This window comes from Paenibacillus apii, from assembly GCF_011043685.1.
Lineage (GTDB): Bacteria > Bacillota > Bacilli > Paenibacillales > Paenibacillaceae > Paenibacillus_AQ > Paenibacillus_AQ sabinae.
Genome location: NZ_JAAKGU010000003.1, coordinates 107,442 through 134,058, shown reverse-complemented (window position 1 = coordinate 134,058; position 26,617 = coordinate 107,442). Strand labels below are relative to the sequence as shown.

The following is a 26,617-nucleotide window of genomic DNA, read 5'->3' as shown; positions in this document are numbered from 1 at the left end:
CCTGGCGGATAATGATTTCTGGAAAACGCCCCCTGCATTCTTACGCGCAAGGACAACACAAAAAGGCCGCAGGGAAACGTTCCCCGCGGCCTTGTCCGTGTAAGCCTAAGGCTTAAGCTGTACGTTCGGAAGGCAGGAAAGACATTTCTGGGTAGGCAGGCGCTATGATATTGGCAAAAAAGGGCAGACTTCTCCCGTTGTCGCCAAAAGCATGAACGATGCCCGCCGCTGCGATAGGCAAACGGCTGACCATGCTACCCAGACCTCCATAATTCATCTTTCCTCACCTCCCTCATAAACAAAGTTACACTAATTTTAAAATAACCGGCTGCTGATATCAAGTCATATTTTTCCTCCTCTGCCTTACACTCCCCGAAGCGGTTAACCCGGAATACCTTTCTGTTTTTTCAATATCTATGGAAATAGGCGGCTTGCCGTCATCACAGGATAATCAGAAGGAGGGAAAAGAAGTGGCATTTTTTGACGGCCTGCTCGGCAATGCATCTCAGGTGGATCTCCAGACGGCCCGGAAAGAGTACGGCCAGATTCTCGCGCCCGGGGAGCAGATCGAGCGAGCCTACAAGCTGATACGCGACATGTTTATTTTTACGGATAAAAGGCTGATTCTGGTCGACAAGCAGGGGGTAACCGGCAAAAAGACGGCGTATCACTCCATCCCCTACAAAAGCATCAGCCATTATTCCGTAGAGACGGCGGGGCATTTCGATCTGGACGCGGAGCTGTGCCTTTTTATATCTGGCAGCTCGCTTCCGCTCAAGAAGGCGTTCAACAAGAGTGTGAATATTTACGAGGTGCAGGCCGTGCTATCGCAGTACATTTTGAAATCGTAAAAAAAGAAACGGCTGCGATCTCCCGTAATGGGGCGTCAGCCGTTTCTTTTTGCCTTAAAAATAAAGTTACTCCCGTATATAAGCGCCCGGATTACATGCTGTGCGCAAGGACAAGTCCGCCATAGACAAAAGCGGCGAGGATAACGAGAGCGGGGTGGATTTTGCGGCGCTCCATCGCCCAGAAGGCAATGGCCGCAATAATCAGCGTCTGCCAAATTCCAATGGAGGCGGCAGGCCCTTTTCCCATTTGCCAGGTCAGGACGACCATCATGATGGCGATAACCGGCTGAACAAGCAGCGTCATGCCTTTGACGACATTGGACTGCCGGTATTTTTGCAGTACTCGGAGCAGAACGATCAGGGCTGCGGCCGACGGCAGGACCGTGGCCAGCAGGGCGACAATCACTCCGATCCAGCCGTAAATCTCGAAGCCGACGTAAGCCGCCACCTTCGTGGCGATCGGTCCGGGAAGTGCGTTGCCCAGCGCCAGCATGTTCGAGAATTCCCCGTCAGACAGCCAGTGGTAATGCGGGACAATTTCTTCATACATGAGCGGGATGGAGGAAGGGCCCCCGCCGTAGCCGAGCAGATTGGCGATGAAGAACCCGATGATCAGTTGAATCCATTCCATTTAAGGCGTTCCCTCCTTCCGTCCTTGCTTGCGGCGGCCGGCCACAGCCCGGTAATGTACTGAGCCGTAAGCGAGAAATAGCACGATGACGATGGCCGGATGGACATGCAGCACCTCAAGCAGCAGCAGGGCGAGCAGCATGAAGGCGACGCCGGCGGCGATACCGAGGCCCTTTACGGCTTTTTTTGCAAATTCGTACGCCATAACACCGAGCATAACGGCGATGACGGGCGAAACGGCGGCAATCATTCCCTTGACGATCTTGGAGCCCGCAAGATAATTGACGGCCGACAGCAGCAGAATCATGGCAAGAACACTGGGTAAAATATGCGACGTAACGGCGAGAATCGCTCCCCAGGCTCCTCTGCGCTTGTATCCTAAATAAGCGGCCATTTTAGTGGCGATCGGTCCCGGCAGCGCGTTGGCCAGCGCCAGCGTTTCCCCGAACTCCTCGTCACTGAGCCATTTGTACCGGATAACGGCATCATGGCGGATCAGCGGAATAACCGAAGGGCCTCCGCCATAGCCGAGAATTCCCGTTCTGCACATTGAAATGATAATTTCTATATAATCTTTTTGAGCCGGTCTCATACCGTTCCCCCCTTTAAAACCCCATTCTATACTAATCCTCAGAAGTACATCCCTATTATATTTCGTTTCGAAGCCCTCCGGCCGGAACTTTGTGCATCATACACAAATCGCGGGTGCGCCGTCTTGGGAATGCGAGCCTTCCGGTTGACTTCGCCGGGCGGTGTAATGTTAAATGACATTAATTCACGGGAGGGAGAAGCTTATGACAAAGCGACCGGTAATCGGTACAAAAACGATGGTGGTCAGTCCGCATTATCTGGCATCGGCCGCGGGCGCGCGGGTTCTGCAAAAGGGCGGGAACGCCTTTGACGCGGCGGTGGCCGTCAGCGCGGCGCTGGCGGTTGTCTACCCGCATATGACAGGCTTGGGCGGCGATGCGTTCTGGCTGACCTACAGCGCTGATGAAGGGCGCGTTCAGGCCTATAACGGCAGCGGCCGCTCCGGCTACGGAGTGCATCGCGGCCGGTTCGCCGGCGAACCGGCGATTCCGCGGCGGGGCGCCCGCAGTGCGATTACAGTGCCCGGCATGGCGGACAGCTGGGACGCAGTGCTGAGCCGGTACGGCCGTATGCCGCTCGCGGAGGTGCTGGAGCCGGCGATTGAATACGCGTCCTCGGGCTTTCCGTTCTCGCCCGATCAGCACGCCAATACGGTGCTTGCCGGCGCCGCGCTGTCGCCCGAGGCGGCAGCCATCTATATGCCGGGCGGCAAGATTCCGCAGGCTGGAGAGAAGTTCGTGCAGAAAGACCTGGCCCGGTCGCTTTCGATTCTGGCTTCCGGGGGCCGCGACGCTTTTTATAAAGGCGAAATCGCCGGGGCGATCTGCGACGGACTGGCGGAGGCCGGCGGCTATTTGCTCCGCGAGGACTTTGCCGACCACCGGGGCAACTGGTGTGAGCCGATCAGCACGGAATATCACGGCTACACCGTTCATCAGGCTCCGCCCAATTCGCAAGGCTTCGCCGCGCTGATGGCGCTGAATATATTGGAGAAGTATGATTTCAGCGGGATTTCGCACGGTTCTTATGAATATTATCACCTGCTCGTTGAAGCGATCAAGGCCAGCTTCCGCGACCGCGACGCGGTTCTTACCGATCCCGAATTCAGCGAGATTCCGCTGGAACGGCTGCTGGACAAGAATTATGCGGCACAGCTTGCGGCATCGATTTCTCTACGCAGCGCGGCCGCGCTGTCAAGCGAGCCTACCGGCCGGGACACCGCCTATGCGGCAGTTGTCGATGCGGAAGGCAATGCCGTCTCCTTCATCCAGAGCCTGTATTTCGAATTCGGCTCGGGGGCCGCTCCGGGCGGCACCGGCATTCTGCTGCAGAACCGGGGCTCCTTCTTTTCGCTGGACCCGGCGGCGGTCAACACGCTGGAGCCGCATAAGCGGACCTTCCATACGCTGATGCCGGCGATGGCCTGCCGGGACGGCAAGCCCGCCATCCTATACGGCACCCAAGGCGGTGAGGGCCAGCCTCAGACCCAGACGCTGCTGCTGACCCGGATGCTGCATTACGGAATGAATCCCCAGCAGGCGGTCGACGAGCCGCGGTTTGTCTGGGGCCGTACGTGGGGCGAACCGACTCAGGAGCTGACCGTGGAAAGCCGGGTGGGAGACGCTGTGCTCGAAGAGCTGGCGGCAGCCGGCCACAAGGTGCGGAAGGTGGCGGACTATGACGGACTGGCCGGGCATGCCCATGCCATCCGCATCGATGAGAACGGCTACCGCAGCGGCGGGACCGATCCGCGCTGCGACGGAGCGGCCATCGGCTGGTAACGGGAAGCCTCCGGAGCGGATGCAGGATGGGTCCACTCCCGCTCCCGCATCGAAAATGCCCGGATTTCACCTGTTTAGGCTTCATTCGAAGATGAGGATTGAACTTGTTGCCGGGAATTCACTGAGAAACATCTACCGGCAATGGTTCACTGGAAATCACGAATAGACAGGAATAACTCCCTTTTATTTGTCCGAAACAATGATATTTTTATCAACGAACGGGAAAATCTCCCGTTTAATGCCCGCTTTTTCTTTATTTTTGGCTGAAACGCCGGATTTAGCTGGAGATTTTCCAGCTTACGCCTGCAGAACCTCCTTTATTAAAGAATTAGGGGGAGAAATTCCGCTTCGTCTGTCATGCTGCTTATTTTGTTCGGCAGTTTGGGGCATTGCGGATACATTGGAAGGAGGAAAGGGCGGATGAGCTTGGACAACCGGTATGGAGCTTTTATCGATCCCGGACTTGAGGTCCAGCCGCTGGCGCGAGGAATTCTGGATGGAATGACGTTTGCGGTTAAAGATGTATTTGCAATCAAGGGCCATGCCTCGTCGGCCGGCAATCCGGACTGGCTGCGAAGCCATCCGGCGGCGGAGGAGCATGCCGGAGCGGTTCGCCGCCTGCTGATGGCGGGGGCCGCTCTGAGGGGGGCTGCCCACACAGATGAACTGATGTACAGCCTCGGCGGGGAAAATGTGCATTACGGCACGCCGGTGAATCCGCGCGGGGAGGGAAGAATTCCCGGCGGATCATCCAGCGGCTCGGCGGTTGCCGTCGCCGCAGGAAGCGTCGACTTCGCGCTCGGGACGGATACCGGCGGCTCGGTGCGCGTGCCTTCCTCGTACTGCGGCATTTACGGCTTCCGGCCGAGTCACGGTGCGGTGGACATGAGCGGCGTAATTCCGCTTGCTCCGCAGTTTGATACGGTCGGCTGGATGGCCGGGAGTCCCGGACTTCTGCTCCGGGTCGGTCAAGTGCTGCTCGGAGCCGGCAGCGAAGGAGAGAACGCGCCGGGGACAGCTGCCGTCAAGGACAAATCGGCAGACAACGAACCCCGTCCCGGTGTGAGCACCTTGTTCGTCGCCAAGGATGCCTGGAGGCTCGCGGAACCGGAAAGCGCCGGACCGCTGTCCGGTGCCTTGAAGCTGCTGCAGGCAGGCGCCGGACGGAGCGAGGAAACGGAAATCGCTCCGGAAGGGCTGAAGGCCTGGATGGATGTCTTCCGGGAGCTTCAGGGCAATGAGATATGGGAGACGCACGGAAGCTGGGTGCAAGAGGTGCAACCGGCGTTCGGGCCGGATATCGCCGCCCGCTTTGCGCTCGCGGAAAAGTTGTCCGGACAGGATCAAAACGCTGCCGCCTCCTTCAAGAAGGAAGTCGTAAATCGTCTGCGTAATTTGCTTGGAGAGGACGGGGCCCTTGTCATTCCGACGGTCCCCGGCGCGGCGCCGCTGTCCGGGGGCGACGCGGCTCGGCTGGAGTTTAACCGAAGCGGAGCAATGTCGCTCAGCTGCATTGCCGGCCTGGCCGGTCTTCCGCAAATCACGCTTCCGGTTGCCGGTCCCGGCGGCCTTCCGCTCGGACTGTCCGTGATCGGAGGCTTCGGCCAGGATCTGCGGCTGCTGGCATGGGCGAACCAAATTTGGAAGCCCGCGCTGGTTTGATCATACCGTTCTAATGAACTCAATAAAGTACTAATATACAGGGCTGTCCCGCGGCAATTTTTCGCGTTGGACGGCCCTTTTTTATCCGGCTGAGACAGCGGAGAAAAGCAATATGAAATATATGTAAAGTTACATAACATGGGGCGGAGTTTTTAAACTTTTATCTTTTCAAAGGGAGGCATATTCTTTATAATGTTACATAAAGTAACACCAAAAAACATAAAAGTTTTGCTTTTATTAATATAATGGAGGAGGGGCGTCATGCACCTTACGGTCGAAGAGGCGTTATCGATATATCCTTTATCGGAAGCAAAGCTGATTGCCGGTTCCAAAGGGACTCACAGAATCGTCAAGTCGATCAATGTGATGGATGCCCCGGACATTTCAGACTGGATCAAAGAGGGGGAGATGCTGTTAACAACGGCCTACCTCATCAAAGATAATCCCGAGCAGGCGTCGGCGCTGCTCCACAAGCTCAACCGGAGGGGCTCCTCGGGCCTTGGAATCAAGCTGGGGCGTTTCTGGGAGACGGTCCCCGAAGCGTTGATTGCCGAAGCGGAAGAACTGAATTTTCCGCTCATCGAGCTGCCGTTCCAGTTTACGTTCTCGGATCAGATGAACGGCCTGTTCCGCGCGGAGCTCGCCCGCAGCACAGGCGTGCTGCAAGCGGTTCTTGAGAAGCAGCGGAAGCTGATGCGCTTTGCCCTGCGCCCCGTGCGCAGCCGTTCGCTGCTGGAGTCGGTCTCCGAGTGTGTCGGCCACCCGTTGGCCGTCGTCGGCAGCCGAGGGGAGCTGCTCTTCAACAACTCCGCTCACAGTGAACGGGAGCTGCTGGGCGGATGGCCGTGGGGGAACAAGAACCGCAAGGTGCGCATCGGCGAGGAAGCGGGTTACCGACTTCCGCTCCTTCAGGGAGAGGAATGCACGGGCTATCTCGTCTTTTGTTCCATCGATCCCCTGATGCTTTCCATGGAAGAGAGCCTGTTCGTTCAGGGAGCCGAGCTAATTTCGTACCACATCCGGTCAGGCGTGGAGGATTATTTTGAACAGGATCTGCACAGGGAATTCGGCAGGCAGCTTCGCCGCTGTCTGAAGGGCGATCTGTCCTGCGCCGAGCTGGCGAAGGCGGCTGACGCTATGGACCCCGGACTGCTGCAAGGATCCTTTCAGTTTGTTCTTAGCGACGTAGCCGAAGCGGGCGAACTGCGGCAGCATGAGCTAACCCGCATAAAAGAAGAATATATACAGCATCCTGAACTTGGAAAGTTGAACGCTTTTCATCTTATTGTGGAGGAAGGTCTGCTGTCGATCTATTCAGGGGAAAGGCTGGCGCCGGAACGGTTCAGCGGCATGATTGAGGCTTGCTTCGACAAGCTGGAGATCAGTGAGGGTTGTTATCCCCGGGCTGCGGTCAGCTGCCGGAAGAGCAAGCCGGAGGAAATCCGGGAGGCTTTTGCCGAGGTGAAGGAAGCCATGCGCTTGACGGCATACTGGAACGCCGGACAGCAGGTTGCGCACTACCGTCAGCTTGAGCTGGCCATGGTACTGCAGCAGGTTCCTGCCGAAATGATGCAAAAATACTGCAGCCGCACCCTGGCCGGACTGCTCGGCCGCGAGCCCGATTACGTAAGGGAAATGCTGCATACATTGGAAGCTTTTCTCGAAAATGACGGCCACATCAACGAAACGGCCAAGAAGCTGTTCATTCACCGTAATACTGCCACTTACCGGATGGAGAAGCTGAGCGAGCTGCTGGATGTCGATTTTAAGAAAACAAATGATTTGCTGCGGCTGCAGCTGGCGTTCCTGTTCAGGAAAATGCTGGAGCGCGGCTGAATCCGATCAAGGAAGACGGCCGAAGGCTGACTGCCGAAGACTACAGGGGGGAGTTTCATGAGCGCTTATGATATTGCAACCCACATTAAGAGAAACGACCTTCCCGCTGTGCTGGCCACGCTGATTTCTGTGGAAGGCCACTCCTACCGAAAGCCCGGAGCGGCAATGCTGTTTCATGATGGCGGAACGATAGGAAGTATCAGCCCCGGGTGCCTGGAGAGCGATTTGCAGCTTCGGACCGGGGAAGTGTGGAAATGTGGGGTGCCGGAATTCGTAGAATATGATATGCTGTCTCCTGGTGATTTTTCCTGGGGAGAAGCGGTGGGCTGCGGGGGAAAGATTAAAGTCGTGCTGGAGCCCGTAAAAGGCGACCTGCGAAATTTGCTGGTTGAAGCCCATGACCGGATGTTGTCGGGACAAAGTGTGATTTTGCGGCGTACCCGCGAGGGCGCCGGCTATGCCTACTCGCTGGAGCCGATTACCGGAGAGCAGGAGGTTCGAACGGGGAGCGGCTATAGCGAAGCTTCATTTATAACGAAGCTTGTTCCCAAGCCTCGGCTGATTTTGTTCGGTCCCGGGCATGACAGCCATCCAATCGCCGATCTGGCGTTTCGAACCGGATTTCGGATCGCGGTTGCGGACTGGCGGGAAGCCCGCGTAAAGCATGGGCTCCCCGCTGAGGAAACAGCCATCTGTTCTCCAAGGGAGGCCGCGGAGCGGCTTCGGATCGGGAGCGGCGATTATGTCCTGATCTGCAGCCATCAATTCCAGCGGGACCGTATGTTCCTTGAAAGCGTGCTTGAGCATGAGCCGCATTATATCGGGATTATTGGCTCCACCGCAAGAATAGGCCTGCTGCTGGAGGGGCTAAGTGCGCCGGAGACTCTGCACGCGCCCGTCGGACTGCCGATTCGCGGAGAAGGGCCGGAAGAGATAGCCGTCAGTATTGTTGCAGAGATGATTCAGGTGAGAAGAGCGGATTCGCGCAAACAGCCGAAAGGAGCGGATGACGTTGAAAGTAGCCGGAATTTACCTGGCGGCGGGCCGGAGCAGCAGGATGGGCACCCCCAAAGTTTCTCTGAGGTTGTCGGAGGACGTGACCCTCGGGAGCGTCGCGCTCAGTGAACTGGAGCGCTGCGGCTTTAAGCCGCTGGTTGTGGTCGTAAGGGCCGATGACAAACTGGAATGGCTGCCGCCCGAGAGTGGAGTCCGGGGAACCAGGCGGACGGAAACCTGCCTGACTGCCCATTTGGGGCTGTCCTTCTCTCTTCGCTGCGGCCTCAATGCCGTGCTGCCGACCGAACCGGATGCGGTGGTGGTGGCCCTGGCTGACCAGCCGTTCATTACGGCGGGGCTGATCGGCCGCTTGATCGATACCTTCCGGCGTTCGCCGGATCTGGATTATGTGGCCAGCCGGGGGGATGGGACGGTCATGCCGCCGGCCTTGTTTTCCAAGTCGCTGTTCCCGGCGCTTCAGCAGCTTGACGGCGACCGCGGGGCGGCGAGCATCCTTCATTCCCCGGCCTATAAAGGCGCGGTGATCGAGGGAGAGTCCCCTTTTTTCATGGATGCCGATACCGAAGGGGATTTCATGGAGATCCGCCGCCAGTGGATGCTCATAAACGGGCAAAACCGGGACTCAGCCGGCATCTAAACCGCGGCAATGTTATGATTCCTTACAATTTTCAATATATCAAGGCTTGGGTTAGTGCAACCTGCACAAAATAATCCCTCCTTTTCATCTTTATGCACAAACGTATGTTATATAAATTTACGCATGGCTCCGGTCTCTTTATAGTTAGAGGTAGAAATTAACCGGAGCTAAAAATGAAGGAGCTTCGGCCGGAAACGGCCAGTTCATATTTGTGTAAGCTCTATGCTACACGACATTTTAGTGAGGAGGAAAACAATGAAACAAAGGGGTCGGGCATTCAAATTGAGCTTCATGCTGCTGTTTGTGCTTGCAATTGTGCTTGCAGGCTGCGGCGGCAACAATACGGGAGGTAACGCGGGAGCGTCCTCAGAGCCGGCAGCTACGGCGACGGCGGGAGCTTCTGCAGGCGCGTCGGCGCAGCCGTCCGGAGAGAAACCGAAGGTAGCATTCGTATACATCGGGCCTCCAGGCGACGGCGGTTATACTTATCAGCATGATCAAGGTCGCAAAGCCATGGAGCAAGAACTTGGCATTAAAGCCGATACTGTTGAAAATGTTCCTGAAGGACCTGACGCTGAGCGCATTATTACCGAGCTCGCGCAAAGTCATGACATTGTCTTCACAACAAGCTTTGGTTACATGGACCAAACGCTGAACGTAGCGAATAAATTCCCGAACGTCAAGTTCGACCATGCTTCCGGCTTCAAGACGGCCGGCAACATGGGCACTTACTTCGGCAAGAACTACCAGGCGAGCTATCTGACGGGTATTGCCGCAGGCAAAATGACCAAGAAAAACCATCTTGGCTATGTCGGCGCATTTCCGATCAGCGAGGTTATCTACAACCTTAATGCTTTTACGCTTGGCGCGCAAAGTGTAAATCCGGACATCAAGGTCGACGTCGTATGGACGAACACATGGTACGATCCGACGACCGAGCGCCAGGCGGCGATCAGCTTGCTGGATAAAGGCGCCGACGTGCTGCTTGCGTACCAGGATTCCCCTGCAACTCTGCAGGCTGCCGCGGAACGCGGAGCTTTTGCGGGCGGCAACGACTCCGATATGAAGAAGTTCGCACCGGACAACTATTTGACGAACCCGGTGTGGAACTGGGGACCTTACTACACGAAGACGGTTAAATCCGTTATGGATGGAACCTGGACAAATGAACAGTATTCCGGCGATATCGCTGACGGCATGGTAGATCTGGCTCCTTTCGGCAACAAGGTTCCCGAGGATGTTCAGAAGCTTGTTACGGATGCCAAAGCGAAGATCGTCAGCGGCGAGCTGAACGTCTTCACGGGCCCGATCAGCGACAACCAGGGCAATGAGAAGGTTCCTGCAGGAAAGAGTCTTACGCTTGAAGAAGTGCTGGGTATGAACTGGCTGGCGAAAGGCGTAGTAGGACCGCTTCCTAAATAAATCATGCTTTGACCTGTTTTAAGCTTAACCATTATTGCGGTGTCCATTTATAAGAGGAAGACCATATGGGTGGGGCGGGCTCTTGATCAAAGAACCTTCCCCACCCGTACTACAACTATGAGGAAGGAGGCGTTCCATATGCAGGAATATTCGGTGGAAATGCGCGGAATTGTCAAACGTTTTGGTTCGGTTACCGCGAGCGACCAAGTCGATTTTTCGGCAAACGCGGGCGAGATACACGCGCTGCTTGGTGAGAACGGGGCGGGAAAAAGCACGGTCATGAGCATGCTGTCGGGCGTGTACAGAGCGGATGAGGGAGAGATTCTGATTCACGGCAAACCAGCCAAGATTCGTTCTCCCAAAGACGCGGGCTTGCTCGGAGTAGGCATGGTGTTTCAGAACTTCAGACTGGTGCAGACCTTGACGGCGGCGGAAAATATCGTGCTTGGCGAAAAATCGTCTTTCTGGCGCGGGAGAAACTGGATTAAAAACAAACATAAAGAAATTGAGGAGCTGGCGGAACGCTTCGGGCTGAAATTTCCGGTGGACCGTCCTATATGGCAGCTTTCCGTCGGAGAACAGCAGCGGGTGGAGATCGTCAAGACGCTTTACCGCGGCGCCGACATTATCATCCTGGATGAGCCGACATCGGTGCTTACGCCCGGCGAGGTCGAAGGGCTGTTCAACACGCTGCGCCGGATGAAGCAGGAAGGAAAGACCGTGATCATGACCACGCATAAAATGAAGGAGGTCATGGCGTCCTCGGACCGCATTTCCGTTATGCGCAAAGGCAAAATGATCGCGACACTGGCCACCAAGGATACCGACGAGCGCGAGCTTGCCCGCCTGATGGTCGGCAGAGAAGTCGTGATCGAGCGGCAGGAGCGCGAAGCCACGCAGGGAGAAGACTTACTTGACGTGAGAAACTTAAGCGTCTACGCCGATCACGGCCGCAAAGCACTGGACGGCTTGTCCCTGTCGGTAAGAAAGGGAGAAATCGTCGGGGTAGCCGGAGTAGCAGGCAACGGCCAGAAGGAGTTGGCCGAGGTGCTGACGGGTCTTCGAATCTGGAGAGAAGGCGAGATTATCTTTGACGGAAGTCCGGTCAAGACGGCTTCCGTCCGCGGAGCGATTGATGCCGGTATTTCTCACGTGCCTGAGAACCGCATGAAGAGCGGATTGGCGGGACGTTTGGGTTCGGTTGACAATCTGTTGTTCAAGTCGTACCGTTCCGAGGAACATTCGAAGTTCGGCATTCTGAAAGCGGCCAAGAATCGCATATGGTCCGAAGAATTGGTACGGAAATTCGATGTGAGAACGCCGGAGCTGGATACGCCAGTCCAGCATTTGTCCGGGGGCAACCAGCAGAAGCTGTTGTTCGCGCGGGAAGTTACCCACCAGCCGAAGCTGATGGTGGCCGTTCATCCGACGCAGGGTCTTGATGTCGGAGCGACGGCGGGAGTGCATGAGCTGCTTATGGAGTTGCGCGCTTCCGGGAGCGGCGTACTGCTGATCTCGGAGGATCTGGATGAGCTGATGCAGCTGTCGGACCGGATATTGGTCATTTATAACGGAGCAATCATTGGCGAGGAAACCCATGAGACGGCGGACAGAGAAAGAATCGGCCTGATGATGGCGGGCATTCGCAGCAGAGAGGAGATCATGGTATGAGCCAGGAAAAGGCAAGCGGAAGGGCGCTTCCGGGACCTGTAAAACAGACTTCCGGAGGTAGGCTGCCCTGGCGGCTGGAATATGATTCATCCCGCATCCGCACGCCGTGGTGGACACCTTTTTTATCGGTGGCACTGGCGCTTTTGCTGTGCGCGGTCTTCATCTATGCCAACGGAATGAGTCCGGTAACCGTCTACTTGAAAATGTTTAAGGGGGCCTTCGGAACCTCCTTCGGCATCACCGAAACGCTCGTTAAAGCCATTCCTCTGCTGCTGTGCGGCCTCGGTATTGCCGTGGCCTACCGGATATCGGTCTGGAATATCGGAGCCGAGGGCCAGTTGACGGTCGGTGCGATGGCTGCTACTGCGGTTACCATTTATTTTCCAAATCTGCCCGGCTTTTGGTCGATTCTGCTGATGCTGATCTTCGGCGTTGCCGCCGGCGCTTTCTGGGGGCTGCTCACAGCCATTCCGAAGACGCATTTCGGGGTGAATGAGCTGATCACCTCGCTCATGCTCAACTATGTGGCATTGCTGGCCCTTGATTATGTCGTGTTCGGACCGTGGAAAGACCCTAAAGGCTTCAATATGCCGGGCTCTCCGATGTTCAGCGCCGCGCAATCGCTGCCTGTACTCGGATCGACCCGGCTGCATATCGGTTTAATTTTAGCGCTGGTTGCAGTTGTCATTTATTACTTGATGATCCGTTTTACGCGCTGGGGCTATGAGCTTCGTCTGATTGGAGCGAACCCGACCGCTGCCCGGTACGCCGGGATTCACATTTCACGCCATATTATCATCGTTATGCTGATCAGCGGAGGACTTGCCGGTCTTGCGGGGATGGCCGAAGTATCGGGGGTTAGCCATAAGCTGATGCAGGGCATTTCGCCGGGCTACGGCTATACCGCCATTATCGTGGCATGGCTCGCCAAGCTGAATCCGCTCGGGCTTGTTGTCACTTCGGTGCTGTTTGGCGGATTGATCGTCGGCGGCTTCAGCGTTCAGACCATCGGTCTGCCGTCGTCCATTTCGGAAATGCTGCAGGGCGCGATCCTGTTTTTCCTGATTGCCGGCGATATGGTTGCCCGCTTCCGCATTCGCCGGGGAGCGTAGCCCAAAGGAGGAGTCGAAAGAAATGGATTTTGTCACACAGTTATTGATCGCCGCCATTACCGCGGGCACGCCGCTGCTCTTGGCGACGCTTGGAGGCATATTAAACGAACGCGCAGGCATTATTCAGCTCGGAGCCGAGGGTCTGATGCTGATGGGAGCGGTCTCGACCTGCATTGTGTTTATTCGCACCGAAAATCTCGGACTCGCGCTGCTCGCTTCCGTTGGAGTAACAGCGCTGCTGGGCCTGGTTCATGCCTTCCTGAGCGTTACGCTCCGCGCCAACCAGACGATGTCGGGTCTTGCGATGACACTGTTTGGCAGCGGCTTTAGCGCCTATCTTGGCAAGTCGATCAGCGGCAACCCGCTGCCCGGCATTTTGCCGAGGGTGCATCTGGACTTTTTGAATCCGATTCCGGTGATTGGCCCTATTTTTGGTAATTTGGACGTTTTGACCTGGTTAAGCTTCGCGCTTGTTATTGTGCTGCATTTGCTCATTCACCGCACCTCCTTCGGGCTGCATCTGCGGGCGGTCGGAGACAGTCCGGCCACCGCGGATGTCATGGGCGTTCGCGTCCGGCTGATCCGTTACGGGTATGTTATCGTTGGAGCCATGCTGATTGGCCTTGCGGGAGCGGATATGGTTCTGACCGTCGCTCCGACCTGGAATGAAGGGCTGACGGCGGGCAGAGGCTGGATCGCGGTTGGGCTAGTAATTTTTGCCCGGTGGAATCCGGTAAGAGCGCTGCTGTGCGCCTACTTCTTCGGAGCGCTGGATTCGCTCGGTTTTCGCATGCAGCTGCTCGGCAGCGCCATTCCGCCGTATTTCCTGAAAATGATCCCGTACATCGTAACGATTCTTGTCCTGATGTATTTGGGATACCGCAATCGCAACAAGCCTTCCGGCACGCCGGAATCGCTGGGTGTTCCTTACGTTCGGGAGCAGCGGTTCTAGCGCCGCGAGGCGGTCTTGAGATAGCTGAAGAACTGTAAAAAGGGAGGGGAGCTTATGGAAGCTTTGCGTGACGAGCCGCTGTGGACGCCGGCTGTTCATCGGCCCCGCAGCCTGAATGAGGCATGGGAGCTGAAACGGGCGCTCGGCGCGGATGGCGTCTATGTCTCCGGAAGCACTCTGCTGCGGACGCAGTGGGAAGCCGGAACGGTCGCCATGCCGAAGGCGCTGATCGATTTGCGAGGGATTAGTGGTCTCTCGGATATTGATGAAGATGGCGGAAGGCTATCCATCGGCGCCCTTGCCGACTTGTCCCGGTGCCGGCGAAATGCCGCGCTGGGACAAACGGCGCCCGCCGTTCAGGAGGCGGTCCGCTGCATCGCCGCTCCGGCGGTGCGCAATCTGGCGACAATTGGCGGCAATATCGCAGCTGGCGTCGGCGATTGTCTTCCCGCGCTGCTTGTCTGCGATGCGGAGCTGGCCGTTTTTGACGGCAAGTTCCAGAGCCGCAGGCGGATGGAGGATTGGCTGGCCGACCGGTGGAGCGGAACGCTTCCGCCAGAGGAAATCCTGACGGGGCTATGGCTTGCGCCCCCGGCAGGTCCTTCGGGAAACAGGCGGATTGAGATCTTCCGCAAAGTCGGCCGAAGGGAAGCGTTCACGCCATCGCTGGTTACAGTGGCGATAGGGGGCTTTATTGGCAGTGAAGGGCGCCTCAGCAGCGTGAAGATCGCGGCTGGAGGAGGAAGCGGCCGCCCGCAGCGGCTTAGCCGAGCCGAAGCGCTGCTGGAAGGTGCCGATATCGTTCCGGAGCTGCTGACTTCGGTATACGAGGCGGTATTCTCGCAGTTTGAAACCTACAGTGATCCTTTTGTGACGGTGGAATACAAGAAAAAGACAGCAGGCAATCTTCTTGTTGCCGAGCTATGGAAGGCTTTGGAAGGAAACGCTGGAAAATAAAAGGCGGACATTCATGTAACACGGAGAGAGGGCGAGGATTACCGGAGCTATTGAAAGGGGAGAGGGAAAATGCTGCTAAGCAGAGAATCCAGCGGGGGCCGCTGGAGAACACGGCCCGACGGAATGGAAAAAGTCACCGGCACACTGCAGTATTTAACTGATATGAGCGCAGAAGGCATGCTGGTCGGCAGAGTTCTTCGCAGCCATCAGGCTCATGCCCGGATTCTGGCTCTTCGCACGGAGAAGGCGACCGCCGTACCGGGTGTGCATGCCGTAATCACGCATGAGGATGTTCCCGGCTTGAACGGCTTCGGCATCGCCCTTCCGCATCAGCCGGTATTCTGCGAAGACCGGGTCCGGTATACCGGCGATGCGATCGCCGCGGTAGCCGCAGACAGCGACGAAATTGCGGAATATGCGCTGTCACTGATCGAAGTGGATTACGAGCTGCTGCCTGTTATTACAGACCCTGAGGAAGCGATGAAAGAGGATGCTGTCCTGCTGCATCCCGAAGGCAATGTGCTGCATCATACCGAATACCGTAAAGGCAATGTGGCCGAAGCTTTTGCGGAGTGCGCCCATGTGACGGAGGAGACATATTTTACGCCCCGTCAAATGCATACGTATATGGAAACCGAAGGCGGACTCTTTATTCCTGAAGATAACGGACGCCTGACCGTATACTCGGCCACGCAGCACGGCCTGATGGACCGCAAGCAGCTGTCCCGGATTCTGGAGATGCCGGAGGAGAGCATCCGCGTCGTATCGAGTCCGATCGGTGGATCGTTCGGAGGCAAAGACGAGCTGAACGTTCAGCCTTATGGCGCTCTCTTGGCGCTTCGAACGGGCAAGCCGGTTCGGCTGCATAATTCCCGCGCCGAATCCGTCCGGGCGGGGCTCAAGCGCCACCCTATGAAGATCACCATGAAGACCGGCTGCGACAAGGATGGCCGGCTGTTGGCTCATCAGGTAAGGATCGTATCGGACACCGGGGCCTACGCCACGCTTGGAACCGAGGTGCTGAATTTCGCTACGGAGCATGTGATGGGTCCTTACCTGATTGAACATATGGACGTCGAAGGCTTCTGCATCTATACAAACAACGGCGTTTCCGGCGAATTCCGCGGATTTGGCGGGAATCAGGCCATCTTCGCCGTTGAAGGACAGATCGACCGGCTGGCCGAAGCTGCGGGCATCGATCCGTGGGAAATGCGTCTCCGGAATCTAAGGAGATACGGCGATCCTGGTCCGCTGGGACAGCCGATCGTCCAGACGCACGGAGCTATGCAGGTATGGGAGGCGCTGGCCGCCGCTTCACTGATGGCGGAGAGAAAGAACGGGCCGGGCCGGGACGCCAGGGACCCTTGGACGGTAACCGGCGTCGGTGCGGCCATCGCCATGCACGGTGCCGGGCTCGGCAAGGGGATTCCCGATCCGGCCGGAGGCAGGCTCTGTCTGGCGCTTGACGGCAAAATCGAGGCCGTATTCGGCTACGAGGAGTTCGGCCAAGGGCTAATCGCCACGATGGAGCAGATGCTCATCGAGCAGTACGGATTTGGCGCCGGCGATCTGCGGATCATTATTGGCGATACGGATGTGGTGCCCGACAGCGGTTCAAGCACGGCGTCCAGAGCGACCAGCATGATGTGGATGGCGCTGCGGAGACTGCATCCTGATTTTACCGCCCGGCTGGCGGAAGCGGCCGAATCGGCTTCCGGCGTAAGCGGCCTGACTGCGGGACCCGGAGGAATGTGGAAAGAAAGCAAGCTGATCCTATCCTACACTGATCTTGCCCGTACTCTAAGTGAACCTATTGTGTGCGAAACCGTGTTTCATTATCCAACAACGTCTCTTGAACGAGTTGGAGCCCATTTTCTCTATACGTACTCGGCGATTGCGGTTAAAGTTGAAGTTAATCTTCTGACAGGCTGTGCGCGGGTCGTTGACCAGTATCATGCGGTTGCCGCCGGGCCGGTTGCCAATCCGCAAGGCTATCTAGGGCAAATCGAGGGCGGCAGCAGCATGGCTGTCGGCTTCACGCTGACGGAGGATGCCTTGATGAACGAGGGTTCCTATGCTACGAAGAATCTGGATACGTACATTATTCCGACGATTGCCGATATGAGCGGCGTTCAGGTGGAGGCGATCGAGGATTTGCCGGAGCATGATACTTACGGCCCCCGCGGCGTAGGTGAAATCGGCTCGGTGAATCTGGCTCCCGCAGTCGCTTCCGCCATCTTCCAGGCGGTAGGCAAACGGGTGACCCGGCTGCCGATTGAGCCCGAATTTCTGCAGGAAACTCCGTTTATACCACAGAAGGCGGTGAATGCGAATGTTGGATAAACACGCAGCTAATCCGGGAAACCGGAATGAACATCTTCCGAAGCCGGCCCAGGATAACGAAGAGGATCGCTGTATGCCGAATGGCGCCGAGGCTGCACCGGGGATGTTGAACCACCCGAATTCCTCTGAAGCAGGCCGTTCGGGCGAAGACGGGGAGACGCTGATCAAGCTTACCTGCCGCATCAACGGTCAGCCGGTGACTGCCGAGGTTCCGCCTTCGCGGCGTCTTCTGACAGTACTGCGCGAAGAGCTCGGGCTGACCGGTACGAAGCGTTCCTGCGAGATTGGGCGCTGCGGCGCCTGTATGGTGCTGCTCGACGGCCGTCCGGTCAATTCCTGTCTGACGATGGCCTACCAATGCGAGGGAGCCGAGATCACGACGATTGAAGGCTTGAGCAGCGGCGGATTGCATCCGGTACAGCAGGCTTTTTTGGAGGAAGGCGGTTTTCAATGCGGTTATTGTACGCCAGGGATGGTGGTTTCGGTCGTCGCCCTGCTTGCGGAAAATCCGAAGCCGTCCCCGGAAGAGATTAAAGAGGCGCTGTCAGGCAATTTGTGCCGGTGCACCGGATATGGCGGCATTATACGGGCCGTAAACAAAGCAATTGAAAAAGGAGTAGGATAAACGATGGCAATCCCCGCTTCACCTCTTACGCTTTCAAAAATCAACGGAATGAACAACGAAGAGTTTGTGGAGACGCTTGGCGGTATTTTTGAGCATTCGCCGTGGGTTGCCGAATCGGCTTACGCTTGCCGTCCATTCGGATCGGTTGGCGAACTGCATGATGCGATGACGGAAGCTGTCCGAAGCGCGGGCCAAGAGAAGACGCTGTCGCTGCTGCGGGCTCACCCCGATCTTGCCACAAGACTTCAGGTAACGCCTCTTTCGGCAGCGGAGCAGAAAGGCGCAGGGCTTGACCGGCTAACCCCGGAGGAATTCGAATTATTAAGCGTTTTGAACAAGAAGTATACTGAAAAGTTTCAGTTTCCGTTCATTCTGGCCGTCCGCGGCAAAAATAAAGACGATATCATCCAATCCATCAGCGAGCGTGTTAACCTTCCCGCTGAGGAGGAATGGAACCGCGCGTTGTTTGAAATCGGCAAAATTACGAGATTCCGCCTTGATGATCTGCTGATGGAATAAACGAAAGTGAATAACCCTACAGCAACCATGCATTCTTAATTATCATTCAACTTTCAGACGGGGGCGTTCAGAGTTAAGGGGAACTCAAAAATCGGACAGTGTATCCCCAGCTTACTAATGAGTATTTTCACCAAAACTACCACGACACGCAATGATATATAGCACGTTCATAATCACGATTGTTCAAGGGAGGTGGCGGCATGAGCGGACGTTTGACCACACACGTGCTCGATCTGGTGCAGGGGATTCCTGCCTCCGGAGTCTTCTTGCAGTTAAGGCGGCTGGAGAACGGAGAGAGTCTTCTGCTCCGCGAAGCGGTTACGAATGCGGATGGAAGGCTGGATGCTCCTTTGCTGGAGGATGCGGAGATGAAGCCCGGCGAATATGAGCTGCTGTTCCACGCGGGAGATTATTTTCGGAAAAAGGATCAAGGCGCCAGCAGTTTTCTTGATTTAATCCCGATCCGTTTCCATATTGGAGGCGAAGGCGGCCACTATCATGTTCCGCTTCTGCTCGCTCCCGGAGGATACAGCACCTATCGCGGAAGCTGAATACCGGACTATTTGCCAAAGAATACTTGAAAAAATTGATGACGACGGGAGGGAACGGAACATGAGCGATTCTTATGAATTGATAATAAAAAATGGTCTGGCGGTCCTCCCCGGGGAGGTTGTGAAGCTCGATATTGGCATTTCCGGCGGTAAAATCGCGGCACTGGAAGCCGATATCGAAGCCGGACCGGATACGGCCGTCCTTGATGCCGAAGGACAGTATGTGCTCCCTGGCATGATCGATATGCATGTTCATTTTAACGAGCCGTCGTTCGGCCATTGGGAAGGCTTTCGGACCGGATCGGCGTCGCTGGCTGCCGGCGGCTGCACCACCTATGCGGATATGCCGCTGAACGGCAATCCGCCGACGGTGAATCTGTCCGCACTTCGCCTGAAAGCAGACATGGCCTCCGGCCATTCCGCAGTCGATTATGTGCTGTGGGGCGGGCTGGTTCCGGGCAATCTGGATAATCTGGAGGAGCTATGGTCGGCGGGCGTCACCGGCTTCAAAGCCTTTATTTCGAATCCGGGGGGCGAGGGCGAAGGACGCTTTCGCGAGGTGGACGATGAGACCCTGTACCAGGGGATGAAAAAGATCGCCGCGCTCGGCGGCATTCTGGCGCTGCATGCGGAGAGCGACGAGATGACGGCGGTCCTTGCGGCGGAAGCCGTTCGCGAGGGACGGACGGGAGCGCGTGATTTTGCGGCTTCCCGGCCGGCGCAGGCGGAGCTTGAGGCCGTAGCCCGCGCGCTGCTGTACGCGGAGCGGACGGGATGCCGGCTGCATTTTGTCCATATCAGCACTGCCGCTGCGCTCGAGATGATTCAGGAAGCTAAATTGCGGGGCCAGGATGTCTCGGCGGAAACCTGCCCGCATTATTTGATATTGACGGAAGACGACATGGAGAGCATGGGACCGGTCGCGAAATGCGCACCTCCGCTGCGGAGCGCCGAAGAGCGGGAGAAGCTGTGGAAGGCGCTGGCCGAAGGAAAGGTCGATCTCATCGCATCGGACCACTCGCCATGTCCTCCCGAGCTGAAGCTTGTCTCCGGGCTGTCCTTCTTTGAAGCCTGGGGCGGGATTTCCGGGGCGCAGAGCAGTATGGAACTGATGTTCCACGAAGGGGTGAACATGCGCAGGCTTCCGGTTACGCTGATTTCCCGCCTGCTCTCGGGATTTCCGGCGGAGCGCTTCGGATTGTCCGGCCGCAAAGGCGCCATTGCTCTCGGGATGGACGCCGATCTGGCGGTGCTGAACCCGGATATGTCTTATACTCTTGCCGCTTCGGATTTGCTGTACCGTCACCGGCACAGCCCGTATGCCGGCATGGATCTGTCCTGCAGAGTAACCTCCACCCTCTGCAGGGGCAAGATTGTGTACACCCTTAAGCAAGGCGTCATTTCCCCTGACGGCGGAGAGTGGATTCAAACCGGCGAAGGGCAGCCGGTCTTATGAACGAGTCCTTCATTCAATCTCCGGCCGCCGAAATGATCGAGCTGCTCGAGGAGCTCGCAGCGTTCAGCGCGCCGGGAGAAGGAGTCACCCGGCTGCTGTATACGCCTGCATGGAAGCAGGCGCAGCAGTTTCTGCTGAACCGGGCAGCGGAAGGCGGCCTGAAGGCCTATTCCGACAGTGCCGGCAACGTCTATGGCAGGCTTGACGGAACTAGCCCTGACGGCAAGGTCGTGCTGACCGGATCGCATATTGATACCGTCGTAAGGGGAGGGAAATACGACGGGGCTTACGGGGTAGCGGCAGCTCTTACGGCGCTGTGCTATCTGGGCCGGGTGTACGGCCCGCCGCTTCGGACGCTGGAGGCCGTTTCGTTCGCCGAGGAGGAAGGCAGCCGGTTTCCGCTGACCTTTTGGGGTTCGGGCAACGTGACCGGCCTGTACGACGGCAGCGAAGCAGAGAACTGCAGGGATGCCGAAGGGGTGACGCTGCGTGAAGCGATGGCAGGCAGCAGCTTGGACGGTGATAAGTCTCCCGCTCCAAGAGATGATATCTCCGCGTATGTTGAGCTTCATATCGAGCAGGGGATCGTCCTTGAGCGGACGGGGACGCAGATCGGCGTCGTGTCAGCGATTGCCGGACAGCGGCGGTTCGCCGTGTCGGTCAAGGGGACGGCCAACCACGCCGGGACTACGCCGATGGGGCTGCGCCATGACGCACTGGCTGCTGCGGCCGAGATGATCGTGCAGCTGGAGCGCTCTGCCGCGGAGGCTGGAGAGCCGCTGGTAGCCACCACCGGCAGGCTGGAGGTCTATCCCAATACGCCGAATGTCATTCCCGGCGAAGTGATGTTTACGCTGGACATCCGCCACAGCGACGGGAATGAACTGGAGGCGTTCTGCGCAGCGGCTGTGTCCGCGTTCGAAGAAATCGCGAAGCGCAGGGGTGTCACCGTGAACATAACGGCCCGGCTGAGCGCTTCTCCCGCGCCGATGGACAGAGGTCTCAGCGGAGAGCTTGAGTCCATCTGTACCCGGCAGGGCAGGACGTACCGGACGATGGTAAGCGGAGCGGGACATGACGCCCAGCTCTTTGCGCCCCTAACTAGAACGGCGATGATTTTTGTGCCGAGTCGCGCCGGCATCAGCCATTCCCCGGAGGAATATACACCGCCTGAAGAGCTGGCGGCCGGGCTGGATGTGCTGATCGCGCTATTATACAAGCTAGGATACGAGGATTTGAACGATAACGGTTTAACGCCGCATAACACGAAGGAGAGATGGACATGAAGCGGTTTGAGGACTTGTCGCCGTCGCTGCGATGCATCATGACTCCGGGACCGGTGGAAGTGGACCCGCGCGTACTGCGCGCCATGTCTTTTCCGGTGCTCGGCCAGTTTGATCCCGAATTTACGAATATTATGAATGAGACGATGGGCATGCTGCGGGAGCTGTTCGCTACAAGCAACCAATGGGCTTATCCGGTAGATGGAACCTCCCGCTCGGGAATCGAGGCGGCGATGGTCAGTCTGATTGCTCCGGGAGACCGGGTGCTGATCCCGATTTACGGGCGCTTCGGGCATCTGCTGCATGAAATCGCCGAACGCTGCGGCGCGGAGGTGCATACGATTGAGAAGCCGTGGGGAACGGTATTCGATAAGGAAGAGATCATTGCCGAGATGCGCAGAGTGAAGCCCGATGTGGTGGCGATGGTTCACGGCGAGACGTCGACCGGACGACTGCAGCCGCTCGAGGGAATCGGGCAGGCCTGCCGCGAAATGGACGCTCTGCTCATTGTCGATGCCGTAGCGACCATCGGCGGGGTGCCTGTCGAGACGGATGCCTGGCAGCTCGACGCCGTGATTGGCGGAACGCAGAAATGCCTGTCCGTCCCGTCGGGAATGGCTCCGATTACGTACAACAAGCGTGCCGAAGAGAAGCTGCTGAAGCGCAAGCGCGTGGAGCGGGGGCTTCGTACCGGCGATGACGGGGCGGACGAGATCACCGTAGTGAGAAGCAATTATTTCGATCTTGGAATGCTTCAGGACTATTGGAGCCCTCTGCGGCTTAATCACCATACTGAAATGACTTCCATGCTGTACGCCCTGCGCGAAGGGCTGCGGCTCGTATTGGAAGAAGGGTTGGAGGCGCGCTTCGCCAGACACCGTCTGCATGAACGGGCGCTTGTCGCCGGTCTGGAGGCGATGGGACTTGAGCTGTACGGAGACCCCGGCTGCAAAATGCCGATGGTCACCTGCGTGACCATTCCGGACGGTATTGACGGAGAATCGGTGCGCTCCATGCTGCTGGACCGTTTCGGCATCGAAATCGCCAGCTCCTTTGGTCCCCTTAAAGGAAAAATCTGGCGCATAGGCACCATGGGCTTCAGCTGCCGCGGCAACAATGTGCTCAGAGTGCTGGGCGCGCTGGAGGCTGCGCTGATCCGCCACGGCTTCACCCCTCCGGCCGGAAATGGCGTTCAGGCGGCGCTTGACGTCTACGAACAGGAATAAGATAATCGTAGGAAATATTGGATGCAAGGCGTTCGGGCGGTTACCCGTCCCGATGGAATTCGAAAAACGGCCACCGGTCCCTATGGGAAGGCAGAGCCGTTTTTTCTTAAAATTAATGAATGAAGGGAGCGTAAAAATATGGCCTTTACAAGAAAACCTCTTGCCGAATGCGTTCCCGCACTTGTCGCCACGGCGCGCGGCGAATTGCCGGCTACCCTGGTCATTACCGGGGGAAAGCTGGTTAACGTATGTTCCGGCGAAATTTTGGAAGGCATGTCCGTCGGCATTCAGGAAGGGCGTATCGCCTATGTCGGCAAGGACGTATCTCATATGATCGGGGAGAACACCAAGATTATTGATGCGGCGGGAAAATATATCGCTCCCGGTCTGCTCGACGGTCACTGCCACATCGAGAGCACGCAGCTGACCGTTACCGAATTTGCGCGCGCGGTTCTTCCGCTCGGAACGACCGGAGGCTTCTTCGACGCCCATGAAATCGCGAATGTATTCGGTCTTAAGGGCATCAGGCTGATGCTGGATGAAATGCGTACGACCCCGCTCGCCGCATATATGCAGGTGGCTTCCTGCGTTCCGTCGGCAGGTCCCGAATTTGAAACGACCGGAGCGGCAATCGGGCCGAAGGAAGTGGCGGAGGCGTTCACCTGGGGAGACGATGTCATTGCCCTCGGCGAGGTGATGAATTTCCCGGGTGTCGTCTACGGCGACGATAAGATGATCGGGGAAATTCAAGCGACCCTGCGCGCCGGAAAATACGTCGACGGGCATTTCACCTGGCCCGCGAGCGACTGGCGGCTCCCCGTGTACGCGGCGGCCGGCGTAACCGGCGATCACGAGTGCGTGACCGCCGAGGACGTGATCGAGCGCGTACGGCTGGGCATGTACGCCAAGATGCGCCGAGGCTCCGCATGGCATGACGTCGCCAAGACGATAACGGCGCATACCGAGCATGGCCTCGACCCGCGCCGGATGATGCTCGTCACGGACGACCGCAGCTCGGAATCGCTGCGCGATGAAGGGCATATGGACTTTGTGGTCCGGCATGCCATTGCTCAGGGGGTGAAGCCGGTGACCGCCTTCCAGATGGCAACGATCAATACCGCAGAACGCTTTGGCGTTGCCCGGGACATCGGCTCCATCACTCCCGGCTCGATCGCCGACATTATTCTGCTGGACGGCAATCTCGCCGACGTCAACGTCGTCATGACGATCGCCGCCGGGACCGTAGTGGCAGAGAATGGGGCGATGACGGTTTCCCTGCCTTCCTTTGCCTATCCTCAGGAAGTGCTGGCTTCTGTACATCTGCCGAAGCGCCCGGTGGCGGCGGATTTCGTTATTAAGGCGCCTGTCGAGTCCGGCACCATCGCCACCCGGGTGATCAAAGTGCTGGAAAATCATGTAGAGACGATGGAACGCATTCTGTCTCTGCCCGTATCGGACGGGAAACTTCAGGTAGGAGGCGGGTTGTGCAAAATCGCCGTTCTGGAGCGCCATAAAGGAACGGGAAATAAGTCGGTCGGCGTAGTGGAAGGAGTCGGCTTCCACGAGCCGGCGGCCATTGCCATGACCGTGGCTCATGACAGCCATAATGTGCTTGTAATCGGCAGCGATGACGAGCTGATGGCCCAGGCAGTAAATGCCGTCGCCGACGCCCAGGGCGGAGTTGCGGTCATTTCCGGCTCCGGCACGACCCTGTTCCCGCTCGCCATTGCCGGTCTGATGTCCGCCGAGCCGTTTGAGGTCGCCGCCGCCCAATCGGCCGCGATCAGCAAGGCGCTGTACGATGCAGGCTGTACCCTCAATTACGCCTTTATGACGCTGTCGCTGCTCGCGCTTGCGGTCATTCCGACGCTGCGCCTGTCGGATAAGGGCCTGGTGCGGATTACGCCGGAGGATGGCATTCAGCTTGTACCGCTGTTCTGCGAAGAGGGCGTTAACGCCCCGGTATAAAAATCCGTGGGACGGTTAGAGCCGCCGCCGCTAAAGTGCGTCAACCGTGCCTGTCGGCCGGGCTTCCCGCATCGCTTGTCCCGACCCTTTGGACCGGGGGCTATCGTGCGCAGGCTGCCGTCCGAAAGCGGGGCAGCCTGCTAGAGCGGCCGGATTCATCTCCCGAGCCCAGCTTCAACAACAAAACTCCGCTGCTCCATTTTGGGCAGCGGAGTTTTTATTGTCTAGATAGCCAATGAGGAAGGCACAGGACCGGACCGGACTGGTCCTGGTTATGACTCTGGCTATGCTCAACTCTCCAAATCTATTAAATCAAAGATGGGAATATCATTTTTCGACGCCAAATATGTATTAAATTTACATAAAATTTCTGAAAATTTGAATTTTAAATGAATTTTATGCGTTTAGGCATCAAAATCATTAACCAGAACGAATAGTTTTGAAACATTTTTCCCGAAAAGATGCTAATATAATATTAATTTAAGGCATCCCGAAGACGATATAACTAAAAATGAACAATAAATAGATTTGATTGATCCAATGCTCAAAGATTAGCGCTAAGCCTGAATTAAAAATTATGCGGATGGGGGAACACGAGATGATCAGATTGGAAACGAAGGATATCGTGAGTATCGCCAAGAAGCAAATTGCCAACATTTTTAAGATGGAGCCGCTTGAGCTGAGATTTGTTGATGACTTTCAAGGGGAGAAGAGCCTCTTGACAGATGACAAGCTTCATCTGACCAACCGTCATTATTGGGCTAAAGTAATGGATTGTATCTTTGAAAATCAGGTTCGGCCGGTCTTGATGTGTGAAGTGCTGTATTTTCTCCGCAACGAGTATTTGGAAAGTGAGATCGACCTGAAGTTTTCGTTCGATTTCTCCGAAGGATCCCTGGTTGATGTCGACGCCGTCGCAGAGGTTAACTTTAATGACAACCCGGATCTCGATAAGAATGAAATTGCCGAGCTGATCGATTTCGCGCTGGCGCTGCAGGACAAACAGTGGTTTGAAGAGCTTTCCCAAAAGTATAAAGAACTGAGCGCCTAAGTGACATGAAACAAATAGACATTCGCCGGATGACGCCGGCTAAAACGGGCCGCCTCTTTTGACAATGATTGGATTGTTCAGAAGAAGGCGGCTCCTTTGTGTTCACATCAAAAAACTGCCATATTAATAGAAGGAATTGAGATATAATTCCATAAAAAAAGAATTCGTGATTTTTATTATATAGGGTGTGATTTTACATACAGATTACGTTTTCAACGGTCTGCTATGATCAAGCCATTAGAAGCTGGGAAAAGTTACATCTGGTTTTGTGAAAATATTCACTATATAACGTGAAAATTTTCACTTCCTTTCCCGGACTTTATGAAAATGGCCGATCGATCATACAAAGAAGGTTCAGGCCTAGCGGGAAAGGGGGAAGGGCCATTCTTATGCAAGTTCCTGCAACTTACATAAGAAAGACTACGGTGCCAGCATCAGATGTACAAAGAGCTGTATAATACTGGGGATTTGGTAAA

The 26,617-nt window shown here is 56.6% G+C and carries 24 protein-coding genes; 21 read left to right on the top strand and 3 right to left on the bottom strand.

The window, feature by feature from the left end:
* Positions 1 to 112: 112 nt before the first annotated feature.
* Positions 113 to 277: an RAxF-45 family protein gene (locus tag G5B47_RS25355; protein WP_158442574.1), complete on the bottom strand. Its 165-nt coding sequence runs from the start codon at positions 275 to 277 to the stop codon at positions 113 to 115.
* A 193-nt stretch (positions 278 to 470) separates the two neighbouring features.
* Between G5B47_RS25355 and G5B47_RS08910 the strand changes: the two genes are divergently transcribed.
* Positions 471 to 851 carry a PH domain-containing protein gene (locus G5B47_RS08910; protein ID WP_165097007.1) on the top strand — a complete coding sequence of 127 codons (381 nt, stop codon included), beginning with the start codon at positions 471 to 473 and terminating at the stop codon, positions 849 to 851.
* Positions 852 to 942: 91 nt separating this feature from the next.
* Here the strand turns inward: G5B47_RS08910 and G5B47_RS08905 are convergent, their stop codons facing one another.
* Together G5B47_RS08905 and G5B47_RS08900 are read right to left on the bottom strand one after the other, a co-directional pair.
* Positions 943 to 1,482 (bottom strand): chromate transporter, encoded by a 540-nt coding sequence (locus G5B47_RS08905; RefSeq protein ID WP_025333841.1) that lies wholly within the window; start codon positions 1,480 to 1,482, stop codon positions 943 to 945.
* Positions 1,483 to 2,073, bottom strand: coding sequence for a chromate transporter (locus G5B47_RS08900; RefSeq protein WP_025333842.1), 591 nt, complete (start codon positions 2,071 to 2,073; stop codon positions 1,483 to 1,485). It lies immediately after the preceding gene.
* A 202-nt stretch (positions 2,074 to 2,275) separates the two neighbouring features.
* On the opposite strand from G5B47_RS08900, the gene ggt reads away from it, so the two are divergent.
* From ggt to G5B47_RS08800, 20 genes are all read left to right on the top strand, one after another.
* A complete protein-coding gene (gene ggt, locus G5B47_RS08895) occupies positions 2,276 to 3,853 on the top strand; it encodes a gamma-glutamyltransferase (protein WP_165097004.1) in 1,578 nt (525 codons plus the stop codon).
* A 187-nt stretch (positions 3,854 to 4,040) separates the two neighbouring features.
* Positions 4,041 to 4,277: a hypothetical protein gene (locus G5B47_RS08890; protein WP_144240490.1), complete on the top strand. Its 237-nt coding sequence runs from the start codon at positions 4,041 to 4,043 to the stop codon at positions 4,275 to 4,277.
* Positions 4,274 to 5,515 carry an amidase gene (locus tag G5B47_RS08885; protein WP_084266455.1) on the top strand — a complete coding sequence of 414 codons (1,242 nt, stop codon included), beginning with the start codon at positions 4,274 to 4,276 and terminating at the stop codon, positions 5,513 to 5,515. The genes G5B47_RS08890 and G5B47_RS08885 overlap by 4 nt, the downstream gene beginning before the upstream one ends.
* A 261-nt stretch (positions 5,516 to 5,776) precedes the next feature.
* A complete protein-coding gene (locus G5B47_RS08880) occupies positions 5,777 to 7,351 on the top strand; it encodes a PucR family transcriptional regulator (protein ID WP_025333845.1) in 1,575 nt (524 codons plus the stop codon).
* Between the two features lie 57 nt (positions 7,352 to 7,408).
* Entirely contained in the window at positions 7,409 to 8,476 is a 1,068-nt protein-coding gene (locus G5B47_RS08875) for an XdhC family protein (protein ID WP_025333846.1), read from the top strand.
* Positions 8,358 to 9,005, top strand: coding sequence for an NTP transferase domain-containing protein (locus G5B47_RS08870; protein WP_025333847.1), 648 nt, complete (start codon positions 8,358 to 8,360; stop codon positions 9,003 to 9,005). The genes G5B47_RS08875 and G5B47_RS08870 overlap by 119 nt, the downstream gene beginning before the upstream one ends.
* Positions 9,006 to 9,260: 255 nt before the next feature.
* Positions 9,261 to 10,427, top strand: coding sequence for a BMP family ABC transporter substrate-binding protein (locus tag G5B47_RS08865; RefSeq protein ID WP_165097002.1), 1,167 nt, complete (start codon positions 9,261 to 9,263; stop codon positions 10,425 to 10,427).
* Between the two features lie 138 nt (positions 10,428 to 10,565).
* Positions 10,566 to 12,098 carry an ABC transporter ATP-binding protein gene (locus G5B47_RS08860; RefSeq protein WP_165096999.1) on the top strand — a complete coding sequence of 511 codons (1,533 nt, stop codon included), beginning with the start codon at positions 10,566 to 10,568 and terminating at the stop codon, positions 12,096 to 12,098.
* Positions 12,095 to 13,210: an ABC transporter permease gene (locus tag G5B47_RS08855; protein WP_165096996.1), complete on the top strand. Its 1,116-nt coding sequence runs from the start codon at positions 12,095 to 12,097 to the stop codon at positions 13,208 to 13,210. Before G5B47_RS08860 ends, G5B47_RS08855 begins: the two co-directional genes overlap by 4 nt.
* A gap of 22 nt (positions 13,211 to 13,232) precedes the next feature.
* On the top strand, positions 13,233 to 14,162 hold the full coding sequence (locus tag G5B47_RS08850) for an ABC transporter permease (protein WP_165096993.1): 930 nt from the start codon (positions 13,233 to 13,235) through the stop codon (positions 14,160 to 14,162).
* A 54-nt stretch (positions 14,163 to 14,216) separates the two neighbouring features.
* The gene (locus G5B47_RS08845; RefSeq protein WP_165096991.1) at positions 14,217 to 15,119 is read left to right on the top strand and encodes an FAD binding domain-containing protein; all 903 of its coding nucleotides are present in this window, start codon (positions 14,217 to 14,219) and stop codon (positions 15,117 to 15,119) included.
* A 69-nt stretch (positions 15,120 to 15,188) separates the two neighbouring features.
* Entirely contained in the window at positions 15,189 to 17,462 is a 2,274-nt protein-coding gene (gene pucD / locus G5B47_RS08840; protein WP_165096988.1) for a xanthine dehydrogenase subunit D, read from the top strand.
* A 103-nt stretch (positions 17,463 to 17,565) separates the two neighbouring features.
* Positions 17,566 to 18,087, top strand: coding sequence for a (2Fe-2S)-binding protein (locus G5B47_RS08835; protein ID WP_165097523.1), 522 nt, complete (start codon positions 17,566 to 17,568; stop codon positions 18,085 to 18,087).
* 3 nt (positions 18,088 to 18,090) lie between these two features.
* A complete protein-coding gene (gene uraD, locus G5B47_RS08830; protein ID WP_165096985.1) occupies positions 18,091 to 18,606 on the top strand; it encodes a 2-oxo-4-hydroxy-4-carboxy-5-ureidoimidazoline decarboxylase in 516 nt (171 codons plus the stop codon).
* Positions 18,607 to 18,806: 200 nt separating this feature from the next.
* Positions 18,807 to 19,157, top strand: a complete 351-nt coding sequence (uraH, locus tag G5B47_RS08825) for a hydroxyisourate hydrolase (protein WP_165096982.1) — start codon at positions 18,807 to 18,809, stop codon at positions 19,155 to 19,157.
* Positions 19,158 to 19,218: 61 nt separating this feature from the next.
* A complete protein-coding gene (locus tag G5B47_RS08820) occupies positions 19,219 to 20,613 on the top strand; it encodes an allantoinase (RefSeq protein ID WP_165096980.1) in 1,395 nt (464 codons plus the stop codon).
* The gene (locus tag G5B47_RS08815) at positions 20,610 to 21,899 is read left to right on the top strand and encodes a M20 family metallo-hydrolase (protein WP_165096976.1); all 1,290 of its coding nucleotides are present in this window, start codon (positions 20,610 to 20,612) and stop codon (positions 21,897 to 21,899) included. Before G5B47_RS08820 ends, G5B47_RS08815 begins: the two co-directional genes overlap by 4 nt.
* Entirely contained in the window at positions 21,896 to 23,122 is a 1,227-nt protein-coding gene (locus G5B47_RS08810) for a pyridoxal-phosphate-dependent aminotransferase family protein (protein ID WP_025333859.1), read from the top strand. The genes G5B47_RS08815 and G5B47_RS08810 overlap by 4 nt, the downstream gene beginning before the upstream one ends.
* 138 nt (positions 23,123 to 23,260) lie before the next feature.
* The gene (locus G5B47_RS08805; RefSeq protein WP_165096973.1) at positions 23,261 to 25,090 is read left to right on the top strand and encodes an adenine deaminase; all 1,830 of its coding nucleotides are present in this window, start codon (positions 23,261 to 23,263) and stop codon (positions 25,088 to 25,090) included.
* Positions 25,091 to 25,688: 598 nt separating this feature from the next.
* Positions 25,689 to 26,141, top strand: a complete 453-nt coding sequence (locus G5B47_RS08800; protein ID WP_025333861.1) for an IDEAL domain-containing protein — start codon at positions 25,689 to 25,691, stop codon at positions 26,139 to 26,141.
* Positions 26,142 to 26,617: the final 476 nt, after the last annotated feature.

Bases quoted from the DNA above. Each gene is read 5' to 3' on its own strand.
- G5B47_RS25355 (WP_158442574.1), bottom strand. From the start codon at position 277: ATGAATTATGGAGGTCTGGGTAGCATGGTCAGCCGTTTGCCTATCGCA.
- G5B47_RS08905 (WP_025333841.1), bottom strand. From the start codon at position 1,482: ATGGAATGGATTCAACTGATCATCGGGTTCTTCATCGCCAATCTGCTC.
- G5B47_RS08900 (WP_025333842.1), bottom strand. From the start codon at position 2,073: ATGAGACCGGCTCAAAAAGATTATATAGAAATTATCATTTCAATGTGC.
- ggt (WP_165097004.1), top strand. From the start codon at position 2,276: ATGACAAAGCGACCGGTAATCGGTACAAAAACGATGGTGGTCAGTCCG.
- G5B47_RS08885 (WP_084266455.1), top strand. From the start codon at position 4,274: ATGAGCTTGGACAACCGGTATGGAGCTTTTATCGATCCCGGACTTGAG.
- G5B47_RS08880 (WP_025333845.1), top strand. From the start codon at position 5,777: ATGCACCTTACGGTCGAAGAGGCGTTATCGATATATCCTTTATCGGAA.
- G5B47_RS08875 (WP_025333846.1), top strand. From the start codon at position 7,409: ATGAGCGCTTATGATATTGCAACCCACATTAAGAGAAACGACCTTCCC.
- G5B47_RS08870 (WP_025333847.1), top strand. From the start codon at position 8,358: ATGACGTTGAAAGTAGCCGGAATTTACCTGGCGGCGGGCCGGAGCAGC.
- G5B47_RS08865 (WP_165097002.1), top strand. From the start codon at position 9,261: ATGAAACAAAGGGGTCGGGCATTCAAATTGAGCTTCATGCTGCTGTTT.
- G5B47_RS08860 (WP_165096999.1), top strand. From the start codon at position 10,566: ATGCAGGAATATTCGGTGGAAATGCGCGGAATTGTCAAACGTTTTGGT.
- G5B47_RS08855 (WP_165096996.1), top strand. From the start codon at position 12,095: ATGAGCCAGGAAAAGGCAAGCGGAAGGGCGCTTCCGGGACCTGTAAAA.
- G5B47_RS08850 (WP_165096993.1), top strand. From the start codon at position 13,233: ATGGATTTTGTCACACAGTTATTGATCGCCGCCATTACCGCGGGCACG.
- G5B47_RS08845 (WP_165096991.1), top strand. From the start codon at position 14,217: ATGGAAGCTTTGCGTGACGAGCCGCTGTGGACGCCGGCTGTTCATCGG.
- pucD (WP_165096988.1), top strand. From the start codon at position 15,189: ATGCTGCTAAGCAGAGAATCCAGCGGGGGCCGCTGGAGAACACGGCCC.
- G5B47_RS08835 (WP_165097523.1), top strand. From the start codon at position 17,566: ATGTTGAACCACCCGAATTCCTCTGAAGCAGGCCGTTCGGGCGAAGAC.
- uraD (WP_165096985.1), top strand. From the start codon at position 18,091: ATGGCAATCCCCGCTTCACCTCTTACGCTTTCAAAAATCAACGGAATG.
- uraH (WP_165096982.1), top strand. From the start codon at position 18,807: ATGAGCGGACGTTTGACCACACACGTGCTCGATCTGGTGCAGGGGATT.
- G5B47_RS08820 (WP_165096980.1), top strand. From the start codon at position 19,219: ATGAGCGATTCTTATGAATTGATAATAAAAAATGGTCTGGCGGTCCTC.
- G5B47_RS08815 (WP_165096976.1), top strand. From the start codon at position 20,610: ATGAACGAGTCCTTCATTCAATCTCCGGCCGCCGAAATGATCGAGCTG.
- G5B47_RS08810 (WP_025333859.1), top strand. From the start codon at position 21,896: ATGAAGCGGTTTGAGGACTTGTCGCCGTCGCTGCGATGCATCATGACT.
- G5B47_RS08805 (WP_165096973.1), top strand. From the start codon at position 23,261: ATGGCCTTTACAAGAAAACCTCTTGCCGAATGCGTTCCCGCACTTGTC.
- G5B47_RS08800 (WP_025333861.1), top strand. From the start codon at position 25,689: ATGATCAGATTGGAAACGAAGGATATCGTGAGTATCGCCAAGAAGCAA.